This window comes from Arthrobacter sp. TJ-266 (assembly GCF_058269115.1).
Genome location: NZ_JBZCNC010000004.1, coordinates 521,819 through 545,011, shown reverse-complemented (window position 1 = coordinate 545,011; position 23,193 = coordinate 521,819). Strand labels below are relative to the sequence as shown.

20 protein-coding genes and 1 tRNA gene are annotated in these 23,193 nt (G+C 70.1%); 10 read left to right on the top strand and 11 right to left on the bottom strand.

From position 1 onward, the window contains the following. Positions 1-2 precede the first annotated feature (2 nt). From AC4D12_RS14185 to AC4D12_RS14170, 4 genes are all read right to left on the bottom strand, one after another. Positions 3-1,634 carry a WXG100 family type VII secretion target gene (locus tag AC4D12_RS14185; protein WP_490950577.1) on the bottom strand — a complete coding sequence of 544 codons (1,632 nt, stop codon included), beginning with the start codon at positions 1,632-1,634 and terminating at the stop codon, positions 3-5. After that, entirely contained in the window at positions 1,631-2,410 is a 780-nt protein-coding gene (locus AC4D12_RS14180) for a hypothetical protein (protein WP_490950576.1), read from the bottom strand. Before AC4D12_RS14180 ends, AC4D12_RS14185 begins: the two co-directional genes overlap by 4 nt. A 79-nt stretch (positions 2,411-2,489) precedes the next feature. Then, positions 2,490-2,563 (bottom strand) — tRNA-Arg (locus tag AC4D12_RS14175). Positions 2,564-2,595: 32 nt separating this feature from the next. Next, positions 2,596-3,219 (bottom strand): hypothetical protein, encoded by a 624-nt coding sequence (locus AC4D12_RS14170; RefSeq protein WP_490950575.1) that lies wholly within the window; start codon positions 3,217-3,219, stop codon positions 2,596-2,598. Between the two features lie 120 nt (positions 3,220-3,339). Here AC4D12_RS14170 and AC4D12_RS14165 point away from each other — a divergent pair, with 120 nt between their 5' ends. From AC4D12_RS14165 to AC4D12_RS14130, 8 genes are all read left to right on the top strand, one after another. Continuing rightward, positions 3,340-4,896 carry an alanine/glycine:cation symporter family protein gene (locus AC4D12_RS14165; RefSeq protein WP_490950574.1) on the top strand — a complete coding sequence of 519 codons (1,557 nt, stop codon included), beginning with the start codon at positions 3,340-3,342 and terminating at the stop codon, positions 4,894-4,896. Between the two features lie 121 nt (positions 4,897-5,017). Further along, entirely contained in the window at positions 5,018-7,486 is a 2,469-nt protein-coding gene (pcrA, locus tag AC4D12_RS14160) for a DNA helicase PcrA (RefSeq protein ID WP_490950662.1), read from the top strand. An 85-nt stretch (positions 7,487-7,571) separates the two neighbouring features. Further along, positions 7,572-8,246 carry a hypothetical protein gene (locus AC4D12_RS14155; protein ID WP_490950573.1) on the top strand — a complete coding sequence of 225 codons (675 nt, stop codon included), beginning with the start codon at positions 7,572-7,574 and terminating at the stop codon, positions 8,244-8,246. Positions 8,247-8,391: 145 nt separating this feature from the next. Beyond that, complete coding sequence (gene sucC / locus AC4D12_RS14150; protein WP_490950572.1) at positions 8,392-9,558, top strand: ADP-forming succinate--CoA ligase subunit beta; 1,167 nt, start codon at positions 8,392-8,394, stop codon at positions 9,556-9,558. Between the two features lie 10 nt (positions 9,559-9,568). After that, the gene (sucD, locus tag AC4D12_RS14145; RefSeq protein ID WP_490950571.1) at positions 9,569-10,471 is read left to right on the top strand and encodes a succinate--CoA ligase subunit alpha; all 903 of its coding nucleotides are present in this window, start codon (positions 9,569-9,571) and stop codon (positions 10,469-10,471) included. A gap of 265 nt (positions 10,472-10,736) precedes the next feature. Beyond that, entirely contained in the window at positions 10,737-12,158 is a 1,422-nt protein-coding gene (locus AC4D12_RS14140; RefSeq protein ID WP_490950570.1) for a sugar porter family MFS transporter, read from the top strand. Positions 12,159-12,231: 73 nt separating this feature from the next. Beyond that, the gene (locus AC4D12_RS14135; protein WP_490950569.1) at positions 12,232-13,287 is read left to right on the top strand and encodes a zinc-dependent alcohol dehydrogenase family protein; all 1,056 of its coding nucleotides are present in this window, start codon (positions 12,232-12,234) and stop codon (positions 13,285-13,287) included. 105 nt (positions 13,288-13,392) lie between these two features. Next, positions 13,393-13,860 (top strand): SRPBCC family protein, encoded by a 468-nt coding sequence (locus AC4D12_RS14130; RefSeq protein WP_490950568.1) that lies wholly within the window; start codon positions 13,393-13,395, stop codon positions 13,858-13,860. Here the strand turns inward: AC4D12_RS14130 and AC4D12_RS14125 are convergent. Further along, positions 13,857-14,954, bottom strand: a complete 1,098-nt coding sequence (locus AC4D12_RS14125; RefSeq protein WP_490950567.1) for a VIT1/CCC1 transporter family protein — start codon at positions 14,952-14,954, stop codon at positions 13,857-13,859. The genes AC4D12_RS14130 and AC4D12_RS14125 overlap by 4 nt on opposite strands. 383 nt (positions 14,955-15,337) lie before the next feature. On the opposite strand from AC4D12_RS14125, the gene AC4D12_RS14120 reads away from it, so the two are divergent. Together AC4D12_RS14120 and AC4D12_RS14115 are read left to right on the top strand one after the other, a co-directional pair. Then, the gene (locus AC4D12_RS14120) at positions 15,338-17,068 is read left to right on the top strand and encodes a long-chain-fatty-acid--CoA ligase (protein ID WP_490950566.1); all 1,731 of its coding nucleotides are present in this window, start codon (positions 15,338-15,340) and stop codon (positions 17,066-17,068) included. Continuing rightward, positions 17,065-18,438, top strand: a complete 1,374-nt coding sequence (locus AC4D12_RS14115) for an AI-2E family transporter (RefSeq protein WP_490950565.1) — start codon at positions 17,065-17,067, stop codon at positions 18,436-18,438. Before AC4D12_RS14120 ends, AC4D12_RS14115 begins: the two co-directional genes overlap by 4 nt. A 62-nt stretch (positions 18,439-18,500) precedes the next feature. Here the strand turns inward: AC4D12_RS14115 and AC4D12_RS14110 are convergent, their stop codons facing one another. The 6 genes from AC4D12_RS14110 to AC4D12_RS14085 all read right to left on the bottom strand — a co-directional run bounded on the left by AC4D12_RS14110 (position 18,501) and on the right by AC4D12_RS14085 (position 23,185). After that, complete coding sequence (locus tag AC4D12_RS14110; protein ID WP_490950564.1) at positions 18,501-19,508, bottom strand: hypothetical protein; 1,008 nt, start codon at positions 19,506-19,508, stop codon at positions 18,501-18,503. 45 nt (positions 19,509-19,553) lie between these two features. Continuing rightward, positions 19,554-19,907, bottom strand: a complete 354-nt coding sequence (locus tag AC4D12_RS14105; protein ID WP_490950563.1) for an LPXTG cell wall anchor domain-containing protein — start codon at positions 19,905-19,907, stop codon at positions 19,554-19,556. A 138-nt stretch (positions 19,908-20,045) separates the two neighbouring features. Beyond that, positions 20,046-20,615, bottom strand: a complete 570-nt coding sequence (locus AC4D12_RS14100; protein WP_490950562.1) for an NUDIX hydrolase — start codon at positions 20,613-20,615, stop codon at positions 20,046-20,048. A 43-nt stretch (positions 20,616-20,658) separates the two neighbouring features. Continuing rightward, positions 20,659-21,195 (bottom strand): hypothetical protein, encoded by a 537-nt coding sequence (locus AC4D12_RS14095; RefSeq protein ID WP_490950561.1) that lies wholly within the window; start codon positions 21,193-21,195, stop codon positions 20,659-20,661. Then, a complete protein-coding gene (locus AC4D12_RS14090) occupies positions 21,192-21,644 on the bottom strand; it encodes a hypothetical protein (RefSeq protein WP_490950560.1) in 453 nt (150 codons plus the stop codon). Before AC4D12_RS14090 ends, AC4D12_RS14095 begins: the two co-directional genes overlap by 4 nt. Before the next feature lie 29 nt (positions 21,645-21,673). After that, entirely contained in the window at positions 21,674-23,185 is a 1,512-nt protein-coding gene (locus AC4D12_RS14085) for a sodium:solute symporter family protein (RefSeq protein ID WP_490950559.1), read from the bottom strand. Between the last annotated feature and the right edge of the window lie 8 nt (positions 23,186-23,193).

Sequence of the window (23,193 nt, the reverse complement as noted above, 5' to 3'; positions counted from 1 at the left end):
GGTCAGTGACTCCTGCTGATGGGTACGACGACGCCGGTCACCGCTGAGGGATCGTCGGTCATGAACTGACCGAAGGACGAGTTCCTGCCGTACGCATTGGCCTGCCCGCCGTCGGCTTCGGCCTCCGCGATCGACGCCACGTACGCGTTGTAGTCGTGGTTCCCGCCGAGGTCGTACCAGGAGCTCTCCTCAGGATTCGGGAGAGTCACGACCGCAGCGGCGTTGGGTGGGATGGTGACGCCGCCCGTGACCGTCACGCCTCCGAGATCGACGTGCGGAACCGCGTCCGTCGTGTGCTGGAACGCCACCACGTCGATGTCGTACGGCACGTGGGCCGTATCGACGGGCGAACCGAAGGTCATGACGTTCGTGACGTCGAACTGCTCCCGGAACCCGGCGTCACCGGCCAGCTCCATGGCGATCATGCCGCCCTGCGAGTGGCCGGACAGGAGCACGGGCGCGTCCGAGGGCACACCCGCCTCCAGCATGGCGAGGCGCACCGCTTCCGACGCCGTTGAGGACTGCCCGGACGCCACTTCGAGGTTGCCGGTCAGGTCGGCCGGGGTGGACCCGCTGGGCGCCCAGTCCTGGGTGCCGGGGATCGACACGATGTAGGAGGGGCCGTCCGGACCGTCGACCGTCGTGATCCGTACGCCACCGTCGCTCACACCGTCCTCGGACGCGTCGTCGTAGGCGGCCGCCGTGCTCCTCGCGATGGCTGCCAGGGAGTCGGGGACGACGGCAGGTCGGTGACCGCCGTCCTCGTCGTCCGGGGTGGCGCCCGGGGTGCCGACACGCAGCGGTATCGGCTCGCCCGCCTCTGCCTCCCCGTCGTCGAGGAAGTGGGGATCGTCCTGACCCACGGTCGCGGCGCGGTAGGCGAGGTTCCCGGCGCTGCCGAGGAGGAGGGTGCCACCGGCCACCACCTCCGTGATCGACGGCGGCTCACCCTGGGCGAACAACCCGCCGAAGTTCTGCAGGTCCTCCCAGACGTCCGGAGCAGATTCGGCGACCTCCCTCGGGAGCTCGCGGACACCGTCCGCGACGAACCCGCCCGCATCGTCCACCCTGTCCGATGCCCAGTCGAGAGGCCCGCCGCCGTCGTCGTCGAACAGACCCCCCGCCAGCTCCACCAGCCGGTCGATCTCTTCCTCGGTCGCTTCGGCGCCGCCGTCGAGTCGCCCTCCGACCCACGCGATGCCGTCCTCCGCCCAGTCCCCGATCTGCGTGACGCCGTCGCCCAGCGTGTCGATGGCGTCGTCGAAGGTCTCCGTGGCCGCGCCCCAGAGGTCGGTGAACGGGTTGCCCGGGGTGTCACCACCCGGGCCGCCGCTGCCCGAACCGCTCACTCCGCCGACCGCCGTGGCGAGGGAGCTGGCGTCCTCCTGCTGGTCGGCATCCGCGAGCGCCGTGCGGGCCGTCTCCTGCAGCGCCGAGCCGACCTGACGGAGAACCGGCGCGTGGCGGCTCGACCAGGAGTGGCGGAACTGCTCGGCGTCCCCGCCATGCCAGGAGACGTTCCGGACCGCGGTGCTGATGGTGGACGCCGTGTCGTCGAGTGCCCGCGAGGAGGCGTCGAGCAGACGGGCGAGTTCACGCACCTGCTCGGGGTTCATCCCGATGATGCCGGTCACGCTGCGCCGCCGCGGGAGCCGGAGAGACCGGGCACGCTGAGTGCCCCGACCAGGGCGAAGCCCACTTCACGTGCCACGTGACCTGCCTCCACCGGGACGACGACGGGTTTCACGTCTGTGCCCCGACCTCGTGTCCGGATGGAGTAGAGCTGGTCCTCGTGCACGGCCCACATGCCCACCCAGCCCTTGAGCGCGCCCCCGACGCCGGTGGCGAGCTCGGCGGTCACCTGTGCGGAGAAGTTCGTGGCGACGTCGGTCGCCTCGACCTCCTGAAGGCCGTCGCCCTCCTCCAGGACCGAGGAGATCTGCCCGGCACCCGCCCGGAGTTGGGGGAGTGGGGGCAGGACCCGCCGGACCCCGTCCCAGAAGGTGTCCAGCGAGAAGAGGCTGACCTCGACGGCGGGTTCCCGGCCCGTGATGTGGACGGCTCCTTCGGCCGAGCGGTCCACCGATCGTCGCCGGTTGACGCAGACCACGCGCGGCCCGGAGATGCTGAGCGTGCTCTGGCCGGAGATGCCGTTGTACACGGCGGTGATGCGGAGCACAGCCTGCGGTGCGGCAGCGGTCCCCAGTGCGCGCTCCCACGCGGTGGTCAGTTCGCCGCCGGAGGTGATGCCGGCCCTGTCGAGCTCCTGCAGGACCGTCTGCCCGGCGGGTTCGGGAACCGGAGGCTGCCCGACGTCGTGCCGAGGTGTCCCGCCCAGCGATTCGGCGTACTGCCAGGCTGCTGCTGAAAGGCGCACGAGGCGCGCCGGTACTGCACTGATGGTCCCCATGGCGACCAACCTACCTGCCGGAACGCGAACGAGGGATGGGCAGGAGTGCCCATCCCTCGTTCGTCGTGCAAGCCGTACGTGCCCCTGGCCGGAATCGAACCGACGACCTTCCCTTTAGGAGAGGGACGCTCTATCCTACTGAGCTACAGAGGCTCGGACCGGGGTCATCGACCGTTCCGGCGGTCTCAGCTTACCCGCTCCTCCCCGGAGGCGCCGCGCTCCCTACCGGCGCGGAAACGCGGCGGCAGGAAGACCGCGACCGCTCCCGCCACGAGGCTCAGCGGGAGCAGGATCCAGCGCAGCACCGTCAGGGTCGAGGCGAGCGCCACCGCTCCGGGCTCCGGATTGGCCAGCGCGGTGTCGATCGCGACGTTCTCCCACAGGTCCGCGACGACGAAGAGCATCACCGGGCTCCACAGCACCCACCGCAACCACCGTCGGCCCGCGTTCAGCTGGACCAGCAGGAGCCACGCGAAGGCGAAGATCAGCGGGAAGAGGGTGCCTGCGGTCCTGTGGAGGTAGCTGAGCTGACCCCGGGCGTCGTCGTCCATCGCGCCGCGGAGCCGCTCGAGGTGGGCGACGTCGTACCCGCCGACCAGCATGTCCGGCATGGTCAAGCCGTCCGAGAGCTGGGTCATCTGACCGAGCGTGAGCAGGTGGAAGTACCAGAAGAGGAAGAGGGAGGCGACGGCGGCCGCCACGAGGACGAGCGTCCCGTTGGAGCGCTGGGGGCGAGGCGCTACGGGCACCGCGGCGGGGGTTGCTCCGGTGCTGTGCTTGCGCGCGATCTGCGCCCTCGTCTTGGCCACGTCCCCAGTATCGTCGATGAGCCCCGCAACAGGGCGCGCTCCTGTTTCAGTCGTGTGAAGGTTTCTCCCTCAGGTCCCCGATGAATTGCGCACGGCGCGCCGAGGGCGTCTAGTAGTGGGATGACAATCACACTTCCACGCGCCGTCGCGGACGACGTCGGCTGGCTCGCCGCCGTCGACGAGGCCATCAACAACGCCTTCGCGCGGCCCACAGAGATCTTCTCGAGCATCGTCTTCTTCCCCATCACCATCGGCGACGTCAGCTTCCCGGCCGTTGTCGCGTGGCTGATCCTTGCCGGAATCATCTTCACGATCTACTTCGGGGTGCCCCAGCTCCGCGGCCTGAAGGTCGGCTACGAAGTGGTCCGTGGGCGGTACTCCTCCAAGGACGATCCGGGCGAGGTGCCGCACTTCCAGGCACTCACCTCGGCGCTCTCCGGGACCGTGGGCCTCGGTAACATCGCCGGCGTGGGCGCCGCGATGGCCCTCGGTGGCCCGGGTGCCACCTTCTGGATGATCTGCGCGGGGCTGATCGGCATGGCCACGAAGTTCGCCGAGTGCACGCTCGGCGTCAAGTACCGGGAGGTGCACGAGGACGGCACCGTCAGCGGCGGTCCGTTCAAGTACCTGCCCATCGCGTTCCAGAAGCTCGGCTCCATCCCGGCGAAGATCCTGACCGGGATCTTCGCCGTCGCGATCCTCATCTTCGGTGTGGCCGGCGGCAACATGTTCCAGGCCAACCAGACCTTCGCGCAGGTGCAGAACGTCACCGGCGGCGAGGAGGGCCCGCTGGGCAGTGCAGGCGCCGCGCTGATCTTCGGCGTCGTGCTCGCGTTCTTCGTCGCCATCGTGATCCTGGGCGGCATCAAGTCGATCGGTGCCACCACCTCCCGTCTGGTTCCGGCGATGGGCGGCATCTACGTGCTGGCCTGCCTCTTCGTGATCATCGTGAACATCGACCAGGTGCCGGCCGCGTTCGGCGCGATCATCGGTGGGGCCTTCAACCCGCAGGGCATCGCCGGTGGCGTGCTCGGCGTCCTGATCGTCGGTTTCCAGCGTGCATCCTTCTCCAACGAGGCGGGCGTGGGCTCGGCAGCCATCGCCCACTCGGCCGTCAAGACGCGCCGCCCGGTCAGCGAGGGGTTCGTGGCGCTCTACGAGCCGCTCGTGGACACCGTGCTCATCTGCACCATGACGGCCCTCGCGATCGTGATCGCCGGGGCTCCGAGCCTCCAGGCAGGCATCGACCAGGTCCAGGGCGGCGGTGACACGCCCGACGGCGTCATCCTCACCTCGGACGCGTTCGCCACGGTTCTCCCGTGGTTCCCGATCGTCCTCGCCATCGCCGTGGTCCTGTTCGCCTACTCCACGCTCATCACGTGGTCCTACTACGGGCTCAAGGCCTGGGAGTACCTGTTCGGGCGCGGCAAGGCGGCCGAGGTCACGTACAAGGTCATCTTCCTGTTCTTCACCGTGGCGGGTTGCGTGCTGACGTTCACACAGGTCATCAGCTTCGCCGACGCCGCCCTGTTCGTCTGCGCCTTCGTGAACCTGCTCGGCGTGTACTTCCTCCTCCCCGTCATCAAGAAGGAGATGCGCGAGTACCTCGCGGACCGGAAGAGCGGCAAGCTCCTCATCCTCGGTATCGAGAAGGACGAGCTGCAGACGGAGAAGTAGTCCGTCCGCCCTGTCCCACCCCCACTGCCCCCATCGGTTCTCCCGGTGGGGGCAGTGCCGTCCGCGGCTCCGTCGACCCTCGACTGTCGGGGGCAGCACCTAGACTTGACGCACCATGGACATGCTCTTTGATCCCTACGTCACCGCCCCCACGGCCGCCGAGAAGAAGCGAGCGCGCGAGGCCGCGATGGCGGGGACGGCGTCGTCGACGGCGGACCCGGCGGATCCCGCGACGGCCCACGTTCCCTCCCGCGTCGGGGTGGACGAGGACCGGGCGCGCGAGCTGCTCGTCGGCATGAACCCCCAGCAGGAGGAGGCCGTGAAGCACGGCGGCTCCCCGCTCCTGATCGTCGCCGGCGCCGGCTCCGGCAAGACCCGCGTGCTGAGCCACCGCATCGCGTACCTCCTGGCGACCGGCCGCTCCCACCCGGGACAGATCCTCGCCATCACCTTCACGAACAAGGCCGCCGCGGAGATGCGCGAGCGTATCGAGGGGCTCATCGGCGACGTCGCCAAGCGGATGTGGATCTCCACGTTCCACTCCTCCTGCGTGCGGATCCTGCGCCGCGAGGCCGCGTCGGTGGGCCTGAACTCGAACTTCTCCATCTACGACTCCGCCGACACGCTGCGGCTCATCACGCTCGTGGCCAAGGGGCTGGACCTCGATCCGAAGAAGTTCGCGCCCAAGGCCATCCAGCACAAGATCTCCGCCCTCAAGAACGAGCTGATCGACGAGGAGACCTTCGCCTCCGACGCCGACCTCTCGGATCCGTTCGAGCAGGCGGTCGCCGAGGTCTACACCGGGTATGCGCAGCGCATGCGGCAGGCCAACGCCATGGACTTCGACGACCTCATCGCGCAGACGGTGTTCATGTTCCGGGCGTTCCCCGGCGTGGCCGACTACTACCGCCGGCGCTTCCGGCACGTGCTCGTCGACGAGTACCAGGACACCAACCACGCGCAGTACGCCCTGGTCCGCGAGATCGTCGGCGTGCCCGGCGAGTCCACGGACGATCCCGCCGAGCTGACCGTGGTGGGCGACTCCGACCAGTCCATCTACGCGTTCCGCGGTGCGGACGTCCGGAACATCGTCGAGTTCGAGAACGACTACCCGAGCGCCCGGACCATCCTGCTCGAGCAGAACTACCGGTCCACGCAGAACATCCTCAGCGCTGCCAACGCCGTGATCTCGCGGAACCCGAACCGGCCGGAGAAGCGGCTGTGGACCGCCGAGGGCAACGGCGAGAAGATCGTCGGCTACGTAGGAGAGAACGAGCACGAGGAAGCGCGCTTCATCGCCGAGGAGATCGACCGCCTGCAGGACGACGAGGGCGTCCGCCCGGGTGACGTTGCGATCTTCTACCGCACGAACGCACAGTCACGGTCCGTCGAGGAGATCCTGCTGCGCGTCGGGCTGCCCTACAAGGTGGTGGGCGGCACGCGCTTCTACGAGCGCAAGGAGATCAAGGACGCCCTCGCGTACCTGCGGGTGCTCGTGAACCAGGACGACGTCGTCAACCTGCGGCGCGTCCTCAACGAACCCAAGCGCGGCATCGGCGACCGCGCCGAGTACGCCATCGCCTCGCTCAGCGAGCGTGAGCGCATCAGCTTCATGGAGGCCCTGCGGAAGGCGGACCAGGCGCCGGGCATGGCCACGCGCTCCGTCAACGCGGTGCTCGGTTTCGTGAAGCTCATCGACGACCTCGCCGAGGTGGCCAGCGGCTCGGGAGCCTCCGCCGCGCTCGAGGCCGTGCTCGAGCAGACCGGGTACCTCGAGCAGCTCCGCACCAGCAACGATCCCCAGGACGAGTCGCGCGTGGAGAACCTCGCGGAGCTCGTGGCGGTGGTGCGTGAGTTCGAACGCGACAACCCCGAGGGCACGCTCGGGGACTTCCTCGAGCAGGTGTCGCTCGTTGCGGACGCCGACCAGATCCCGGACGCCCCAGACGGCTCCGCGGCCGACGTGCAGCGAGCTGTCGAGGAGGCGCGCAGGCAGGGCGTGGTGACGCTCATGACCCTGCACACGGCCAAGGGCCTCGAGTTCCCCGTGGTGTTCCTCACCGGTATGGAGCAGGGCATCTTCCCCCACCAGCGCTCCGCCACGGACCCGAAGGAGCTCGCGGAGGAGCGGCGCCTGGCCTACGTAGGCCTGACCCGCGCGCGCCAGCGGCTCTACATCACGCGGTCTGAGGTGCGCAGCATGTGGGGTCAGAGCCAATACAACCCGGCCAGCCAGTTCGTGAGCGAGATCCCCGAGGAGCTCATCGACTGGAAGCGCGAGGGTGCGGCCAAGCCGGCCTGGACGACGTCGGGCAGTATCAGTGGTCCCCGCTTCAGCGGCTCCTCCTGGGGCGCGGGCGGCGGTGGCTTCTCGGGGGGTGCCGCGCCGGCGAAGGCCGTGGGCCGTGTGCAGCCGCAGAAGGAGGTGGTCTCCGTGGCTGTGGGCGATCACGTGAACCACTCCAGTTTCGGCAACGGCACGGTACTCTCCGTCGAGGGTGCAGGTGACAAGACGGTCGCCAAGGTGCGGTTCGACGTCGGGGAGAAGCGTCTGCTGCTCCGCTACGCACCACTGACGAAGGTGGCATGACGGGCCCGGAGCAGCGCTGACGGCTCGCGGCATGACAGCGGGCAGAGGATGACAGCGGGCAGGTGAGGGGCAGGGGGAGCACATCATGGTCCGGAGATTCGACGGTCGGCGAGGCGCCACGGCAGCGGCACTGCTCGCCGTGCCCCTGCTGCTCTCGGGGTGTGTGCAGCTCCCCACCGGGGACGGCGCGACCCCCACGGCGGTGACCGATCTCGAACCCCTCGCGGAACTCGAGGCCATGGAGCTCCGCGCCCCGGAGGAGCTCGGCCTGCAGCCGGACGCGGAGTCCCTCGCCGTCCTGGCCGCCGACCGCAGCGCCTACTGCGCCATCAGCACGAAGCAGGGCGGGATCTTCGACAACCCGGTGGATCCGATCATGGCCGCGGGCGAGCGCGACGACACCCAGCTCGAGGTCGACGCCGCCTACTGCGAGTTCGCCGCCTACCCGGCGCCCACGGAGATCACGGCGGACTGTTCGGGGACCAACCTGGGATTCAAGGGGGGCACCGTCATGCTCACTGCCGACGCGCTCGCCTATGGAGGGTGCCGGATCGGCATGACCACCATGGAGGCGGAGTTCGCGGCTGGAGTCGAGGCCGGCGCAGGGGTGATCGCGAAGCTGCCGCTCCTCGAACGCGGACAGGCCGTCGAACTGCGCGGGTTCCGGTGCGGGCTGGGACGGGACGGCATGATCTGCGCGCATCTCGGGACGTCCGAGGGCTTCCTCGCGAACCGCGACGCGGTCACCGCCATCGGGTGACATTCCTCAACGACCACGGGCCTTTGTTCTACCGCAGATAGAACTGTGGCCTTACTCACGAAAGGGATAGTCTGAGGAAGGCCTCACGCCCGAAGGGATACAGTCCCTTGTGTAAACCTACTTCGACGTAGAAGGACTCTCACCCGTGGACCTGTTCGAATATCAGGCGCGCGATCTTTTCGAGGCACACGGGGTTCCCGTGCTGGCCGGCATCGTGGCGCACACACCCGAGGAAGCAAAGGCGGCAGCCGAGACGATCGGCGGTGTCGTCGTCGTCAAGGCTCAGGTCAAGGTGGGCGGTCGCGGCAAGGCGGGCGGCGTCAAGGTCGCCAAGACCCCCGACGAGGCCTTCTCCTACGCCTCCGACATCCTCGGGATGGACATCAAGGGACACACGGTCCACACGGTCATGATCGCGCAGGGCGCGGACATCGCCGAGGAGTACTACTTCTCCGTGCTGCTCGACCGGTCCAACCGCAACTACCTGGCCATGTGCTCGGTGGAGGGCGGCATGGAGATCGAGCAGCTCGCCGTCGAACGCCCCGAGGCGCTGGCGCGCATCGCCGTGGACCCCGGCACCGGGATCGACCAGGCCAAGGCCGAGGAGATCGTCGACGCCGCGGGGTTCGCCCCCGAGGTGCGCGACGGCGTCATCCACACGATCCTCAAGCTCTGGGACGTCTTCGTGCAGGAGGACGCCACGCTCGTCGAGGTCAACCCGCTCGTCAAGACCGGTAGCGGGGACATCGTCGCCCTCGACGGCAAGGTCACCATCGACGAGAACGCCGAGTTCCGTCACGCCGACCACGCAGCGCTCGAGGACAAGGCCGCCGCCGATCCCCTGGAGGCGAAGGCCAAGGAGAACGACCTCAACTACGTCAAGCTCGACGGCGAGGTCGGGATCATCGGCAACGGTGCAGGGCTGGTCATGTCCACGCTCGACGTCGTCGCCTACGCCGGCGAGGCCCATGGCGGCGTGTTGCCCGCCAACTTCCTCGACATCGGCGGTGGAGCATCCGCCGAGGTCATGGCCGCCGGTCTCGACGTCATCCTCGGCGACAGCCAGGTCAAGAGCGTCTTCGTGAACGTCTTCGGTGGGATCACCGCGTGCGACGCCGTGGCGAACGGGATCGTCAAGGCCCTCGAGATGCTGGGCGACGAGGCCAACAAGCCCCTCGTGGTCCGCCTCGACGGCAACAACGTCGAAGAGGGCCGGCGCATCCTCGCCGAGGCGAACCACCCGCTGGTCACCCTCGCCGACACCATGGACGAAGGCGCCGACAAGGCTGCCGCGCTGGCCTACGGAAAGTAAGGGAACACCCGTGTCTATCTACCTCACCAAGGACTCCAAGGTCATCGTCCAGGGCATCACCGGAGGCGAGGGCACCAAGCACACCGCCCTCATGCTGAAGGCCGGCACCCAGGTGGTCGGCGGCGTCAACGCCCGCAAGGCCGGTACCACCGTCACGCACGGTGACGTCACCCTCCCCGTCTACGGGACCGTCGAGGAAGCCATGAAGGAGACCGGCGCCGACGTGTCGATCGTCTTCGTCCCGCCGGCCTTCACGAAGGACGCCGTCGTCGAGGCGATCGAAGCCGGCATCGGCCTCGTCGTCGTCATCACCGAAGGCGTTCCCGTGCAGGACTCGGCCGCCTTCTGGGCACTCGCCCAGTCCAAGGTCGACGCCGACGGCACGCAGGTCACGCGTATCATCGGCCCGAACTGCCCCGGCATCATCACGCCCGGGGAGTCCCTCGTGGGCATCACCCCGGCGAACATCACCGGCAAGGGCGGCGTGGGGCTCGTCTCGAAGTCGGGAACCCTGACCTACCAGATGATGTTCGAGCTGCGCGACCTCGGCTTCTCCACCGCGATAGGCATCGGTGGCGACCCGATCGTCGGCACCACGCACATCGACGCGCTCGCTGCCTTCGAGGCGGATCCCGAGACCAAGGCGATCGTGATGATCGGTGAGATCGGCGGGGACGCCGAGGAGCGTGCCGCCGAGTTCATCAAGGCCCACGTGACCAAGCCGGTCGTCGGCTATGTCGCCGGGTTCACGGCCCCCGAGGGCAAGACGATGGGCCACGCAGGTGCGATCGTCTCCGGTTCCGCCGGGACCGCTCAGGCTAAGAAGGAGGCCCTCGAGGCCGCCGGCGTGAAGGTCGGCAAGACGCCGTCCGAAACCGCCAAGCTCCTCCGCGAGGTCTACGCCACGCTCTGATGCCGCATCGCGAACAGCCTCTCCCGCAGCTGCGGGGGAGGCTGTTCCGCGTTCGGGGCCGGGTACAGGGGTCGGGTCGAGGGGCCGAGCCGTGCGGGCACGCAGGCGGTGTCGATCGCAGCCCGGGTACCCCGGCCACAGCAGGCCGGACAGCACCGCACGTAGCGTGAGGAGACGACGGGGCCCGTGGGGGCAGGCGAGCCTGCACGGCTCCACCCCGCAGCACGATCCCAGCCGCACGACAACCTCAGGAGATGCACGGACGATGAGCAGCGCGAAGCGGAACGGGCAGGCCGACACGGCCGGGGCCGACGGCGAGCAGCAGCGGAAGTACCTGCGTCGCGTCACCTGGGTGGCCACCCTGGGCGGCCTGCTGTTCGGCTTCGACACCGGGGTGATCAACGGGGCGCTCCCGTTCATGGTGGACGATCTCCGCCTCACCCCGTTCACCGAGGGGCTCGTAGCCAGCTCGCTGGTGTTCGGCGCGGCCTTCGGGGCGCTCGTGGGCGGGCGGCTCGCGGACGCCTACGGCCGCAAGAAGATGATCATCGTGCTCGCGGTGGTGTTCCTGGTCGGGACCCTCGGCACGGCCCTCGCGCCGGACGTGACCGTCATGGTGGTTTCGCGGCTGGTCCTCGGGCTCGCCGTCGGTGGAGCGTCCGTGATGGTGCCCATCTTGCTCGCGGAACTCTCGCCCGCCGCCCGGCGTGGCCAGGTGGTCACGCGCAACGAACTCATGATCGTCACGGGCCAGCTGATCGCCTTCAGCACCAGTGCCTTCCTCGGCACCGTGTTCGGCGACAGCCACGGGATCTGGCGGTGGATGCTGGTCCTCGCGACCCTCCCCGCGATCGGCCTCTGGATCGGGATGTACTTCGTGCCGGAGAGCCCGCGCTGGCTCGCGGCGCACGGTGCCTTCGGGGTGGCGCTGAGGGTGTTGCAGCGCCTCCGCCCGCCGGCTGCCGCGCGGATCGAGTACGAGGAGGTGAAAACCCTCGCCCTCGAGGACCGCGCCCGGGATCGGGCGAGCTTCCGCGACCTGCGGGAGCCCTGGCTGCGGCGCATCGTCGTGGTCGGGCTCGGACTCGCGGTGATCCAGCAGATCACCGGGGTGAACTCGATCATGTACTACGGCACGCAGATCCTCGTGGTCGCCGGATTCGGCACGCAGGCCGCGCTCACGGCCAACATCGCGAACGGCGTGATCTCCGTGGCCGCGACCTTCGTGGGCATCTGGCTGCTCGGGAGGGTGGGGCGCCGGCCCATGCTGCTCGTGGGGCAGATCGGGACGACGTCGGCCCTGCTCGCCATCGGGCTCGTCTCGCTGCTCGTGCCCGAGGGCACCACGCGCGGGTTCCTCGTGCTGGCCCTCACCGTGACCTTCCTGGCGTTCCAGCAGGGCGCCATCTCGCCCGTCACCTGGCTCATGCTCTCGGAGATCTTCCCCATGCGCCTCCGCGGCCTCGGCATGGGAGCCGCGGTGTTCGTGCTGTGGATGGTGAACTTCGCCGTCAGCCTCAGTTTCCCGATCCTCATGGACGCGATCACCATCTCGAACACCTTCTTCGTGTTCGTGGTCCTCGGGGTCGCCGCGATCCTCTTCGCCCGCAGGTTCGTCCCCGAGACGAGGGGCCGCACTCTGGAGCAGCTCGAGCACGATTTCAAGGCCTCCACCGCGCGTCCCTGAGCCGCGCGACGGCGTGCCCCGCCCTGTGTGGGGCTTGTAGGGTTGCCGGAGACAGCCGAACCCAGGAGGAACCATGCGCGCCACCATCATCCACGGCCCCGGAGACATCCGCGTCGAGGACCGTGACTACCCGAGCATCGTCCGCCCCACGGACGCCGTGGTGCGCGTGACGGCGTCCTGCGTCTGCGGCTCGGACCTCTGGCCCTACCGCGGAGTCCGTCCCACGAAGGAGCCGAAGGCCATCGGCCACGAGTTCGTCGGCGTGGTGGAGTCCGTCGGAGACGACGTGCGGGACATCTCGGTCGGCGACTTCGTGATCGCGCCCTTCGTGGACAGCTGCGGCACGTGCCCGCAGTGCCGCAACGGCGTCACGGTCGCGTGCGACCACCTCACGGGCTGGGGGAGCACCGACGAGCACGGCGACTTCGTGCAGGGCGGGCAGGGTGAAGCGGTTCGCGTACCGCAGGCGGACGGCACGCTGCGGAAGGTCGAGGGCGTCACCGAGCCCGACGACGCCCTGACGGCCAGCCTGCTGACCCTCTCCGACGTCATGTCCACCGGACACCACGCCGCTGTGTCGGCCCAGGTGGGCCCCGGCACCACCGTCGTCGTCGTGGGGGACGGCGCCGTGGGCCTGTGCGGAGTGCTCGCCGCGAAGCGCCTGGGTGCGAAGCGCATCATCGCGATGTCCCGGCACGAGGACCGCCAGGCGCTCGCGCGGGAGTTCGGGGCCACGGACATCGTCGCGGAGCGCGGCGACGAGGGCGTGACGAAGGTCCGCGAGCTGCTCGGGGGAGTCCTCGCCGACTCCGTGCTCGAGTGCGTGGGGACCAAGGAGTCCATGGACCAGGCGCTACGCAGCACGCGGCCCGGCGGTCACCTCGGCTTCGTGGGCGTACCCGCCGGTGGCCCGGAGCTGCCGATCGGCGTCCTGTTCGCGAAGAACATCACGGTGGGCGGCGGCATGGCGCCCGCGCACACCTACATCCCCGAACTGCTCAAGGACGTGCTGGACGGCACCATCGATCCCGGCCGTGTGTTCGACGTCGTCATGCCGCTCGAGGAGGCCGCGGAGGCCTACAGGGCCATGGACGAGCGGCGTGCCATCAAGGTGCTGCTCCGCCCCTGACACCCCGGTTGACGAAGGACTCCCGCCGCGCGGGGGCCCTTCGTCGCGTTCCGGCGCCGTGCGTGAGGTCCGGGTCAGGTCCGCGCGGGCGGCAGAATGGGGCGTATGACGACGACGCCCCGCACCGGTTCCCGCTACCTCATCTCGCGCGAGCGGATCATCGCCGCCCCCGCGGAGGAGATCTTCGAGGTGCTCGCGACGCCCGCGCTGCACAGCGTGATCGACGGTTCGGGCACCGTGCGCGGGGAGCAGCCCAACGGGCCCAAGCGCCTCTCCCTCGGAGCGCGGTTCGGGATGGACATGAAGATGGGCGGTTCCTACAAGATCCTCAACCGCGTGATCGAGTTCGAGGAGGGCCGCCGGATCGCCTGGCGACACTTCTCCGCGCACGTCTGGCGGTACACGCTCGAGCCGCGCGGCGAGAGCACCCTGGTCCGCGAGGAGTGGGACGGCCGCGCGGTGCGCTGGCGCGTGGTCTTCACGCTCGCCGGTTTCACGCGCAGGCACCCCGCGAGCATCGAGGCCACCCTCGCCAAACTCGAGGACCACGTGCTGCAGCAGCGCCGCGCCTAACCGACCGTGGTGCCGAACAGCAGCCCGAGCAGGTAGGTGACGCCCGCCGCGCCGAGGCCGATCGCGAGCTGACGGAGCGCGAGGCGGAGCGGCGAGGCGCCCGAGAGCAGGCCCACCACGGCGCCCGTGGCCAGCAGGGCGAGCCCCACGAGGATGCACGCGACGACGACGGCGGTCACACCCTCGAGGCCCACGAGGTACGGCAGCACGGGGATCAGGGCGCCGGAGGCGAAGAAGCAGAAGCTGGAGGCCGCCGCCCCGAGCCCGGTGCCCACCGCCTCGTGGTCGTCACGGGTCGGCCCGTCGTCGGGGTTGAGCGAGAAACTGGGATCGCAGTCGCAGCTGTGCAGGCCCAGCCGCTCCTCGGCGCGGTGTTGGGCGGCGGCCGGCGTCATGCCCCTGGCGCGGTACACGAGCACCAGCTCGTTCGCCGCGATGTCCAGTTCCTTCGCCGCCGTGAGTGTCACCTGCGTGGGCCGGGTCGCGGAGAGCAGTTCGCGCTGGGACCGGACCGAGACGTACTCGCCCGCGCCCATGGACAGGGCGCCCGCGAGCAGCCCGGCGAGTCCGCTGAAGAGGATGAACGAGGTGGACACGCCGGTGGCGCCGATGCCCATGATGAGGGCGAGGTTGCTCACGAGGCCGTCGTTGGCCCCGAAGACCGCGGCGCGGAAGTTCCCCGAGAGGCGGTTGCGGCCCCGGGTGGCGAGGCCCCGCACCACTTCCTCGTGGATCTGCTCGTCGGCGACCATGGCGCTCGTCGCGGCGGGGTCGGTGGCGTAGGGCGAGCGGCCCTCGGCGCGCTGGGCAAGTGCCAGCACGAAGACGGACCCGAAGCGGCGTGCGAGGGCTCCGAGGAAGCGGTTCCGGAGGGACGGTTGCAGCGGCTTGCCGGCGCGGTCGCCGAGCAGGCCGATCCAGTGGGCCTCGTGGCGCTTCTCGGCGTCGGCGAGGCCGAGGAGGATCTCGCGTTCCTCTCCCGTCCGGCGCCGGGCGAGGTCCCGGTAGGTCGCCGCCTCGGCGCGCTCGTCGGCGAGGTACTGGCGCCAGCGGCGGACGTCGTCGGGTGAGGGGTTCAGGTCGGGGGGTGTCACTGGGGCTCCGTCGGGTGGGTGCCCGTGCGCGCCGCTCGGAGCGGGGGGGCTCCGGCCGGGGACACGGGCGTCGTGTCGGCCGAAGGTCTCGCTCGCCGGTGCGTCACCGGTGGACTGCCGGGTGCCTCGGGCACCAGTATGTCGACAGGCCGCGCGCCTGGTACGGCCGCGGAGCTACTCCCCTTCGGCGTCCATGGTACCGGACAGCAGTGCCGGCCCCGGTGCTCGAGACATGGCCGAGCATCGCCGCCGGACGGCAGGACCGGCGCACGGGCTCGAGGACCCACGGGGTCGGCCGGCGGTCCACGGCCCGCACGGCGACGTCCTCGGGTACCGTGGTCCGGCGACCCGCGCTACAGTCGAAGAAAACAGGAAGCAGGCTTATGGATCTCGCAGCCCGACCGTGGGTCGCACGCTACGCGCCCGGTGTGCCGCGCTCCTTCGAGGTCCCGGAGGGCACCCTGACCGATCTGTTCGACGCGTCGGTCGCCTCCTACGGGAGGAAGGCCGCGCTCGAGTTCTTCGGCGCGACGACGACGTACCGGGAGCTAGGCGATGCCGTCTCGCGTGCAGCCGCGGGTCTCCGCGACCTCGGGGTCGGGGCGGGGGACCGCGTGGCGATCGTGCTGCCCAACTGCCCGCAGCACATCGTCGCCTTCCATGCGGTGCTGCGGCTCGGCGCCATCGTGGTCGAGCACAACCCGCTGTACACGGACCGCGAGCTGCGGCACCAGTTCGAGGACCACGGGGCAACGGTGGCGATCGCGTGGGACCGCGTGGTGCCGCGTGTCCAGCAGCTCCCGGCGGACATCCCGGTCCGCGGGATCGTGTCCGTGGACCTCACCCGCGCCATGCCTGCGTCCCGACGGCTCGCGCTGGCCCTGCCCGTGCCCCGAGCGCGGGCCGCGCGGAAGGCGCTCACCACCACGGAGACGCTGACCGGACCCCGCACGCTCGTCCCGTGGCGTGAGCTCGTCCGCCACCGCAGGCTGCCCGCCGCGCACCCCAGACCGGCCGCCGGGGACACCGCGGCCCTGCAGTACACGAGCGGCACCACCGGCGTGCCCAAGGGAGCTATCCTCACGCACCGGAACCTCCTCGCCAACGCGGCGCAGGGCAGGGCGTGGGTCCCGGGCCTCGAAGCCGGACGCGAGACGGTGTACGCGGTGCTCCCCATGTTCCACGCGTACGGACTCACGCTGTGCCTGACCTTCGCGCTCAGCATCGGCGCCAAGCTCGTGCTGTTCCCGAAGTTCGACGCCGACCTCGTGCTCGACGCCGTCGCCGAGAGCCCGCCCACCTTCCTTCCGGCCGTCCCGCCGATCTACCAGCGACTCGCCGCGAGGGCCGCCGAGCGCGGAGTGAGCCTGACGAGCATCCGGTTCGCGATCTCCGGCGCCATGAACCTGCCGGAGGAGACCGTGCGCACGTGGGAAGCCGCGACCGGCGGTTACCTGATCGAGGGGTACGGCCTCACCGAGACGTCGCCGGTCGCCGCGGGGAATCCCATCGGCCCGTCCCGGAAACCAGGCACCGTGGGTGTCCCGTTCCCCGGGACGGACGTGCGCGTCGTCAACCCCGAGGATCCCGCGCAGGATCGCCCCGCCGGAGAAGCGGGCGAGCTGCTCATCCGCGGTCCGCAGGTGTTCCAGGGGTACTGGCGGAAACCGGACGAGACGCGGGCCGTCCTGCTCGACGGCGGATGGTTCCGCACCGGGGACATCGTGCGGGTGGACGCCGACTGCTTCATCACGATCGTCGACCGCATCAAGGAACTCATCATCACGGGCGGATTCAACGTGGCGCCCTCGGAGGTCGAGGACGCGCTCCGGGCCCACCCGAGCGTGGCCGACGCCGCGGTCGTCGGCCTCCCGCGGGAGGGTGGGGGCGAGGACGTGACCGCCGCCGTCGTGCTGGCCCCGAGGGCCCGGCTCGACGTCGATGCCCTCCGGGCGTACTGCCGTGAGGCACTCGCGGCCTACAAGGTTCCGCGCACCGTCGTCGAGGTGGAGGACCTGCCGCGCTCGCAGATCGGCAAGGTCCTCCGCCGCGAGGTGCGCACACGATTGCTCAACGATGGCCCGCGGGCCGAAGGAACAGGTGACAGTCCATGACGTCCTCCCCACTCACGGAGCACAGCTCTCCCGTCCGGAGGGGCCCCTGGGGTGACAGCCTCGGGAACGCCAGCATCCGGGCCGCGCAGCTGCTCCTGCTGCTGATCCTCGCCGTGGTGTCCGTCTACGCGCTGATCCAGGTCCGGCTCGTGGTGATCCCCATGCTGCTGGCGCTGATCCTCGCGGCGGCGATCGGCCCGTTCGTGAACCTGCTCCGCAGGAAGGGATGGGGCGCCACGACGGCCACCACGGCGGCGTTCCTCCTGCTCCTCGTCGTCTTCGGTGGCCTGATCACGGGCATCGTCTTCGCCGTGGTGGGTCAGGCCGGTGAGCTGGTCACCTCGGCCACCGAGGGCTTCGACCAGTTGTACGCGTTCGCGCAGAACGGGCCCATCCCCATCGACGACGCGCAGATCCAGCAGGCACGGGACGCGGCGGTGGATTTCGCGACCTCGAGCACCGCCGGGGCGGGTGCCATCTCCGGGCTGAGCGCCGCGGGCAACTTCTCCGCCGGCGCGCTGCTCATGGTCGTCATCCTGTTCTTCTTCCTGAAGGACGGCGAGAAGCTCTGGGCGTTCGTGCTCCGTGCCTTCAAGGGCAAGCGCCTCGTGAAGGCACGCCGCGTGGGCTACAGCAGCATGGCGGTCCTCGGTGGCTACGTCCGCGGGACGGCGATCGTGGCGCTCGTGGACTCCGTGTTCATCGGTATCGCCCTGCTCGTCCTCGGTGTGCCGCTCGCCCTGCCGCTGGCCGCGATCGTGTTCATCGGTGCGTTCATCCCACTGGTCGGCGCGACGCTCGCCGGCGTCCTCGCCGCCCTGATCGCACTCGTGGCGAACGGGCCGGGCGTGGCGCTCGCAGTGATCGTGGTGGTCATCGTCGTGAACCAGCTCGAGGGCAACTTCCTGCAGCCGGTGGTCATGGGCCGCACGCTGCAGGTGCACGCCCTCGTGATCCTGGTCGCCTTGACCGCGGGCACCATCCTCGCGGGCATCATCGGCGCCATTCTCTCCGTCCCGGTCGCCGCCGTGACCTGGGCGGCCATCAAGGCCTGGAACAAGGAGAGCGACGACGCCATCACCGGCGAGGAGATCGCCGATGCCGAGAAGCAGACCGCGCTCGACGAGACCGGCCACGGGCTCAGCTCCACCCCGAAGGAGCAGCACGAGGAGAAGAAGGCGGACGCCGCCGTCGCTGTCGACGAGGCGAAGGAGCGCCCCGGGACGCAGGGGCGGCGGGTGCGCGGACGGGACGACGACGGCAAGGGTCCCGAGAACGTCACGCGCCCGGCAGGTACCCCCGAGGGCGCGAAGGACGGCGGGCGCACGTCGAAGGACAGCAGGGGAGGCTCCTCGGCCGCCGGCCGCTGACCCCGAGGGAGGAATCACGTGATCGACAGGACCGGTTCCGACAAGCGTCGGGGCCGGTCCTGTCAGCTGTGCGGGTAGTCGGTGCCGAACGCGTCGTCGAGGAGGACGTCGACCATCCCGGTCATCCTCACGGCGACCTCCGCGTGCTGCGCGATCAGGTCCGCGCCGTCGCCGAGGGCCGCCCGCAGGGGGACCAGCGCCGGTGAGGCAGGATCGGCGGCGACGGCACACAACACCTCCAGCCGTTCACCGCGGGAGGTGTGGCCGAGGTCGAACAGCGTCCAGTGGAACAGGTGCATCAGGGCGGTGTCGCGGTCGAAGCCGACGTGCAGGGGCAGGCCCGCCTGCTCCGCTTCGGTGAGATCGGCGTCGCCCTGGAGTGCCAGGCCGAAGTCCGTGAGGAGGAGGCGGCCCTCCCGGACGAGGATGTTGCCCGGATGGACGTCGAAGTGCTGGAGGCCGTTGCTGCTCATCCACGCCGTGGCCGCGAGCAGTTGGCGCACCGCGTCCGGGAAGACGTCCGCGCCGGTGCCGTCGGCCAGGCTCCTGTGGATCCGGGCGCCCAGCGTCTCGGGAACGTATTCGAGGACGATCACCAGGCAGGAGGTGGCCGCCGTCAGCGCGGTGAGCCGTTCCCGGACCTGCGGCCACCGACGTCCCCAGCGGCGCCGTGGGGCATCGCCCTCGAACTCGCTGAGATCCACCGCGCAGGGGCGCTCCAGTACGCGCCACCCGAGAAGCAGCGGGAAGGCATCGACGAGGCCGTCCTCCACCCAGCCCGACGTCGCGCGATGACAGGCCAGTTCACGCCCGGCGCCGTGCGAGAGGCTGCTGATCCCGTAGTGCGACGCGAAGGGGAGCCCGAGATGGCTCGATGTGGCGGTGGGATCCGCGACCTCGGCGGCGGGGAGGGGGATGAGTTTCACGAAGGCGGGGGCGCCGTCGAGCAGGACCGTGGCCGTCGAGCCGCCGATACCCGTGCCCAGCGGTGAGGCGCCGTCCACAAGAGAGCGGACGGCGGCGTCGTCGAGCCCGTCGAGGACGGCGCTCAGCCTCCGCGCCTCGTCCACCCGTGACGTCGCCAGCCGACGTGCGGCCGCGGGATCGCCGACGGGTCAGCCCCCGTAGCCGATCGGGTACTCGCGGGCCTTCGTGTCGTGCGGGTTGCCGGTGCGATCCTCCGCGGTGAGCGTGTGGTCCTCGTGCTGATCGGCGTAGGTGCGGGGGCGGTCCATGTGGGCGGCGTGACGACGGCGGCCGACGGCGAGGGAGGCGCCACCTGCGAGCAGCGCGGCAGCACCGGCTCCGATGAGCAGGTACGCACCGTCGGGGGATTCGCCGGTGGCCCTGTAGGTGACGGCGTTGAGGGCATCGATCCCCATCACCACGAGGACGGCGGCGACGACGAGGACGATCCCTCCCGCGACGCTGAGGACGAGTCCTGGCTGAGCTGTGCCCTTGCTGCGCATGAGATCCCTTCGCGTGCTGTGGATGTGCGGCGGCGACCGTATGGGTCGCCTCGAACGAACCTACGCGCACCGCCGCACGGAGACCAGAGCCGGCTGGCCGGTCTCCCACACCGACGCCGATTCGTCACCGGCATCCGATCATCGGGGCGGCGTAGGCGTTGGCGTCGTCGTCTGGTCGTCAGGTCGGCGGTCGGAGTCCAGGATGCGGAGCGTGGAAGGCCACAGGGCGGCCAGGCGGGCGGTCCAGGGGTCGGCCATCCTGCGCGTTCGGAGCGGCCCGACGACCTCCTCCGGAGCGAGCCAGGCGGCACACGCCACCTCGCTCCGCTGCAGCCGTAGCGCGGTCGGCTCCCCGACGCGTGCCACGTACAGGTCGAGGAGCGCTGCGGTCTCCTGGTAGCGGCCGACGAACTGCAGTGCGGCGGGCGCCACGTCGAGGCCCGCTTCCTCGAGCAGCTCCCGCGATGCCGCGGCACGGCTCGTCTCCCCCGCGAGTGCGCTCCCGCCGGGGAACTCCCACCCGAAGGCGAACTCCCTGTCCGCTGCACGCCGAGTCAGGAGGACGGCTCCGTCCTCGCGCTGCACGCACACGGCGACCACCAGGTGGAAGCACCCCTCCGGCCAGCCCTCCGATCCCCGGCGGAAGGTCCGGCCGGTCGGCCTCCCCTGGTCGTCGAGGACGTCCCACCACTCGTCGCGATGATTCACGGAGTGACCCGGGCAGGGCTGCGCAAGCGTGCCGGGGAGGAACTCACGACCGGGTGGACCGTCTGTCGTCGGGCAGGACGAACGCGAGCCGCTGGTCCGGCGGTGACACGTAGGTGTCGTCGCACCGGTACCCGCGCAGCCAGGGCTGTCCGTCCACGACCCGGAGGTAGAACCCCTTGGGGTACTCGACGTCGGAGGTGACGGGTTCGGACGCGACGTGGAGGGCGCCGGCCGGGCTGCGACCCGCCGAGAGGACCGAGTCCGGTGCGTCCACCTGATCCATCATTGCCAGGCGGAGGTACGGTCCGGTCACGAGAGGGCACAGTTCGAGGCCCAGACTTCTGGCGGCCGCGAAGACCTCGGACTGCACCCCGCCGTCCTCGAGGCCGAGTTCCGTCACGGTCCGCTCGACGATCTGCAGGGTCCGGCTGACGGGGGAATCGAAGGCGGGGTGGGCGAGGAGGGTCTCGGCGTAGGCGTTGAGGTGTACGCCTGCCTCACGCAGCAATCGGTGGAGCTCGGAGCGCGACCGCCCACCCACCTCGACGAGCATTCCCTCACTGATCGACCCGCTGGTCATGGCTTGTCCGTCCATCGGGCGTGCGCGGCGGGGGAGCGGCGGGTCCCGCGGGCGCCGGCTTCCATGGCGGCAGCGAGGCCGAGCATCACGGCGGCGCCCGCAATGGACCCGACCCCGACGAGGACGGCCCCGACGACCCACAACCCGGAGGAGTCGACCGTGAGCGCCGTGGTGATCCACGCGAGCGTGAAACAGGCAGACATCGCGAGGAGGGCGACGACGAACCGGAGGAGTCGGTGCGCGAACCAGAAGACGACGATGCTGCACAGGAACGCCCCGACGCCCTGCCATACCTCATAGGGGCCGGACAGTCGGCCGTCAGCATTGGTCTGGTACTCGGTGTCCCACGCGAACCAGCCGTACCACAGTGCGGCGGTCAGTCCTCCGATCACCAGGACCAGGGCGACCTGCCGGGCAGGAGATCGACGAGGGTCACGGGTGAGGTGCATGCTTCACCCTAGCTCGCTGCCACGCGTGGTCAGTGGGCACCCTCGACCGCGGCGTCCTCGGGGAGCTCGCCCGCCACGCGCCGGTCCCACGCCCTCATGACCCCAGCGTCCGTCGCGGGGGTCGCGAAGGACACCGCCACGTACACGACGAGCGAGGCCGCGAGCCCGTAGTAGATGGGCTCGTTCGCGTAGACACCGGCGAACGGTTCCGCCAGGGTGATTTCCAGGTAGGCCATCACGCCGAGCGTCACGACCGTCCCGGCCGCCATGGACGCGCCGGCGCCGATCCCGTTCCCCCGGCGCCACACGAGCCCGCCGAGGATCGCGACGAGGAGCCCGCCCACCAGGATGTCGTACGCGATGGTGAGCGCGGCGACGACGTCCTGCACCAGGATGGCCAGCGCGATGGTGACCACCCCGAGTCCCAGGACCCACCAGCGGCTCGACGCCACGTCGTGGTCGGCCGTCGTGCGTTCCTCCGCCGCCGGTGCGGCGTCACGTGAGCCGAACCAACTCCGCACGAAGGGCACGACGTCGGTCCGCGCCACCGTCGCCGCCGCGATGAGGGCGCCGGAGGCGGTGGACATCATGGCGGCCACGGCCGCCGCGAGGACCAGCCCGCCGATGCCGATGGGCAGGACGTTCAGCGCCACGTCCGCGTAGACGTCGTCGCGCACCTCGACGGCGGGGAGGATGACGCTCGCACTCATTCCGATCACCGCGCCGGCCACACCGTAGAGGATGCAGTAGGTCCCTGCGGTGGCGCCGCCCCAGCGCGCGATGTCCGGCGTCCTCGACGTGAACACGCGCTGCCAGATGTCCTGGCCGATCAGCAGGCCCAGTGTGTAGACGACGAAGAAGGTGATGATGCTCTGCACTCCGATGCCGTCGATGCTGAAGAACTCGGCCCCCGCCCGCTCGCGGATGCCCTCGAACCCGCCGGCGGCGGCGAGGGAGAACGGCAGCATGAGGGCGAAGACGCCGATGGTCTTGATGACGAACTGCGCCATGTCGGCCAGCGTGATGGACCACATCCCGCCGACGGTCGAGTAGATGAGCACGATCCCGCCGCCGACGGCGATGGACAGCGCGCGGTCCCAGCCGAAGAGCACCACGAAGACGGTGGCGTAGGCGCCGGTGGACGTGGCGCAGAGCATCAGCGTGTAGGCCAGCATCACGATGCCCGATATGCGCGTGGCCCCGTGGCCGTAGCGGAGGGACAGCATCTGGGAGACCGTGTAGATCTTCAGCTTCTGGATGGTGGGGGCGAAGAGCAGGCTGAGCAGGAGCACGCCCGTACCGATCGCCACGACGAGCCACATGCCGGAGATGCCGTACTGGTACCCGAGGCCCACGCCGCCCACCGTGGACGCACCGCCGAGCACGACGGCGGCCATGGTGCCGGTGTACAGGAGGGGCCCGAGCCGCCGTCCTGCGACGAGGTAGTCACTGGTGTTGCGTGTCCGGGACTTCCCCCACCATCCGAAGCCGAGCATCGCGACGAGATAGGCGACCACGATGGCGATGTTGAGTGTCTGCATGGGTCAAT

Bases quoted from the DNA above. Each gene is read 5' to 3' on its own strand.
- AC4D12_RS14090 (WP_490950560.1), bottom strand. From the start codon at position 21,644: ATGCACCTCACCCGTGACCCTCGTCGATCTCCTGCCCGGCAGGTCGCC.
- AC4D12_RS14130 (WP_490950568.1), top strand. From the start codon at position 13,393: ATGACGACGACGCCCCGCACCGGTTCCCGCTACCTCATCTCGCGCGAG.
- AC4D12_RS14135 (WP_490950569.1), top strand. From the start codon at position 12,232: ATGCGCGCCACCATCATCCACGGCCCCGGAGACATCCGCGTCGAGGAC.
- AC4D12_RS14105 (WP_490950563.1), bottom strand. From the start codon at position 19,907: ATGCGCAGCAAGGGCACAGCTCAGCCAGGACTCGTCCTCAGCGTCGCG.
- AC4D12_RS14180 (WP_490950576.1), bottom strand. From the start codon at position 2,410: ATGGGGACCATCAGTGCAGTACCGGCGCGCCTCGTGCGCCTTTCAGCA.
- AC4D12_RS14165 (WP_490950574.1), top strand. From the start codon at position 3,340: ATGACAATCACACTTCCACGCGCCGTCGCGGACGACGTCGGCTGGCTC.
- AC4D12_RS14085 (WP_490950559.1), bottom strand. From the start codon at position 23,185: ATGCAGACACTCAACATCGCCATCGTGGTCGCCTATCTCGTCGCGATG.
- AC4D12_RS14120 (WP_490950566.1), top strand. From the start codon at position 15,338: ATGGATCTCGCAGCCCGACCGTGGGTCGCACGCTACGCGCCCGGTGTG.
- AC4D12_RS14115 (WP_490950565.1), top strand. From the start codon at position 17,065: ATGACGTCCTCCCCACTCACGGAGCACAGCTCTCCCGTCCGGAGGGGC.
- AC4D12_RS14140 (WP_490950570.1), top strand. From the start codon at position 10,737: ATGAGCAGCGCGAAGCGGAACGGGCAGGCCGACACGGCCGGGGCCGAC.
- AC4D12_RS14095 (WP_490950561.1), bottom strand. From the start codon at position 21,195: ATGACCAGCGGGTCGATCAGTGAGGGAATGCTCGTCGAGGTGGGTGGG.
- pcrA (WP_490950662.1), top strand. From the start codon at position 5,018: ATGCTCTTTGATCCCTACGTCACCGCCCCCACGGCCGCCGAGAAGAAG.
- AC4D12_RS14155 (WP_490950573.1), top strand. From the start codon at position 7,572: ATGGTCCGGAGATTCGACGGTCGGCGAGGCGCCACGGCAGCGGCACTG.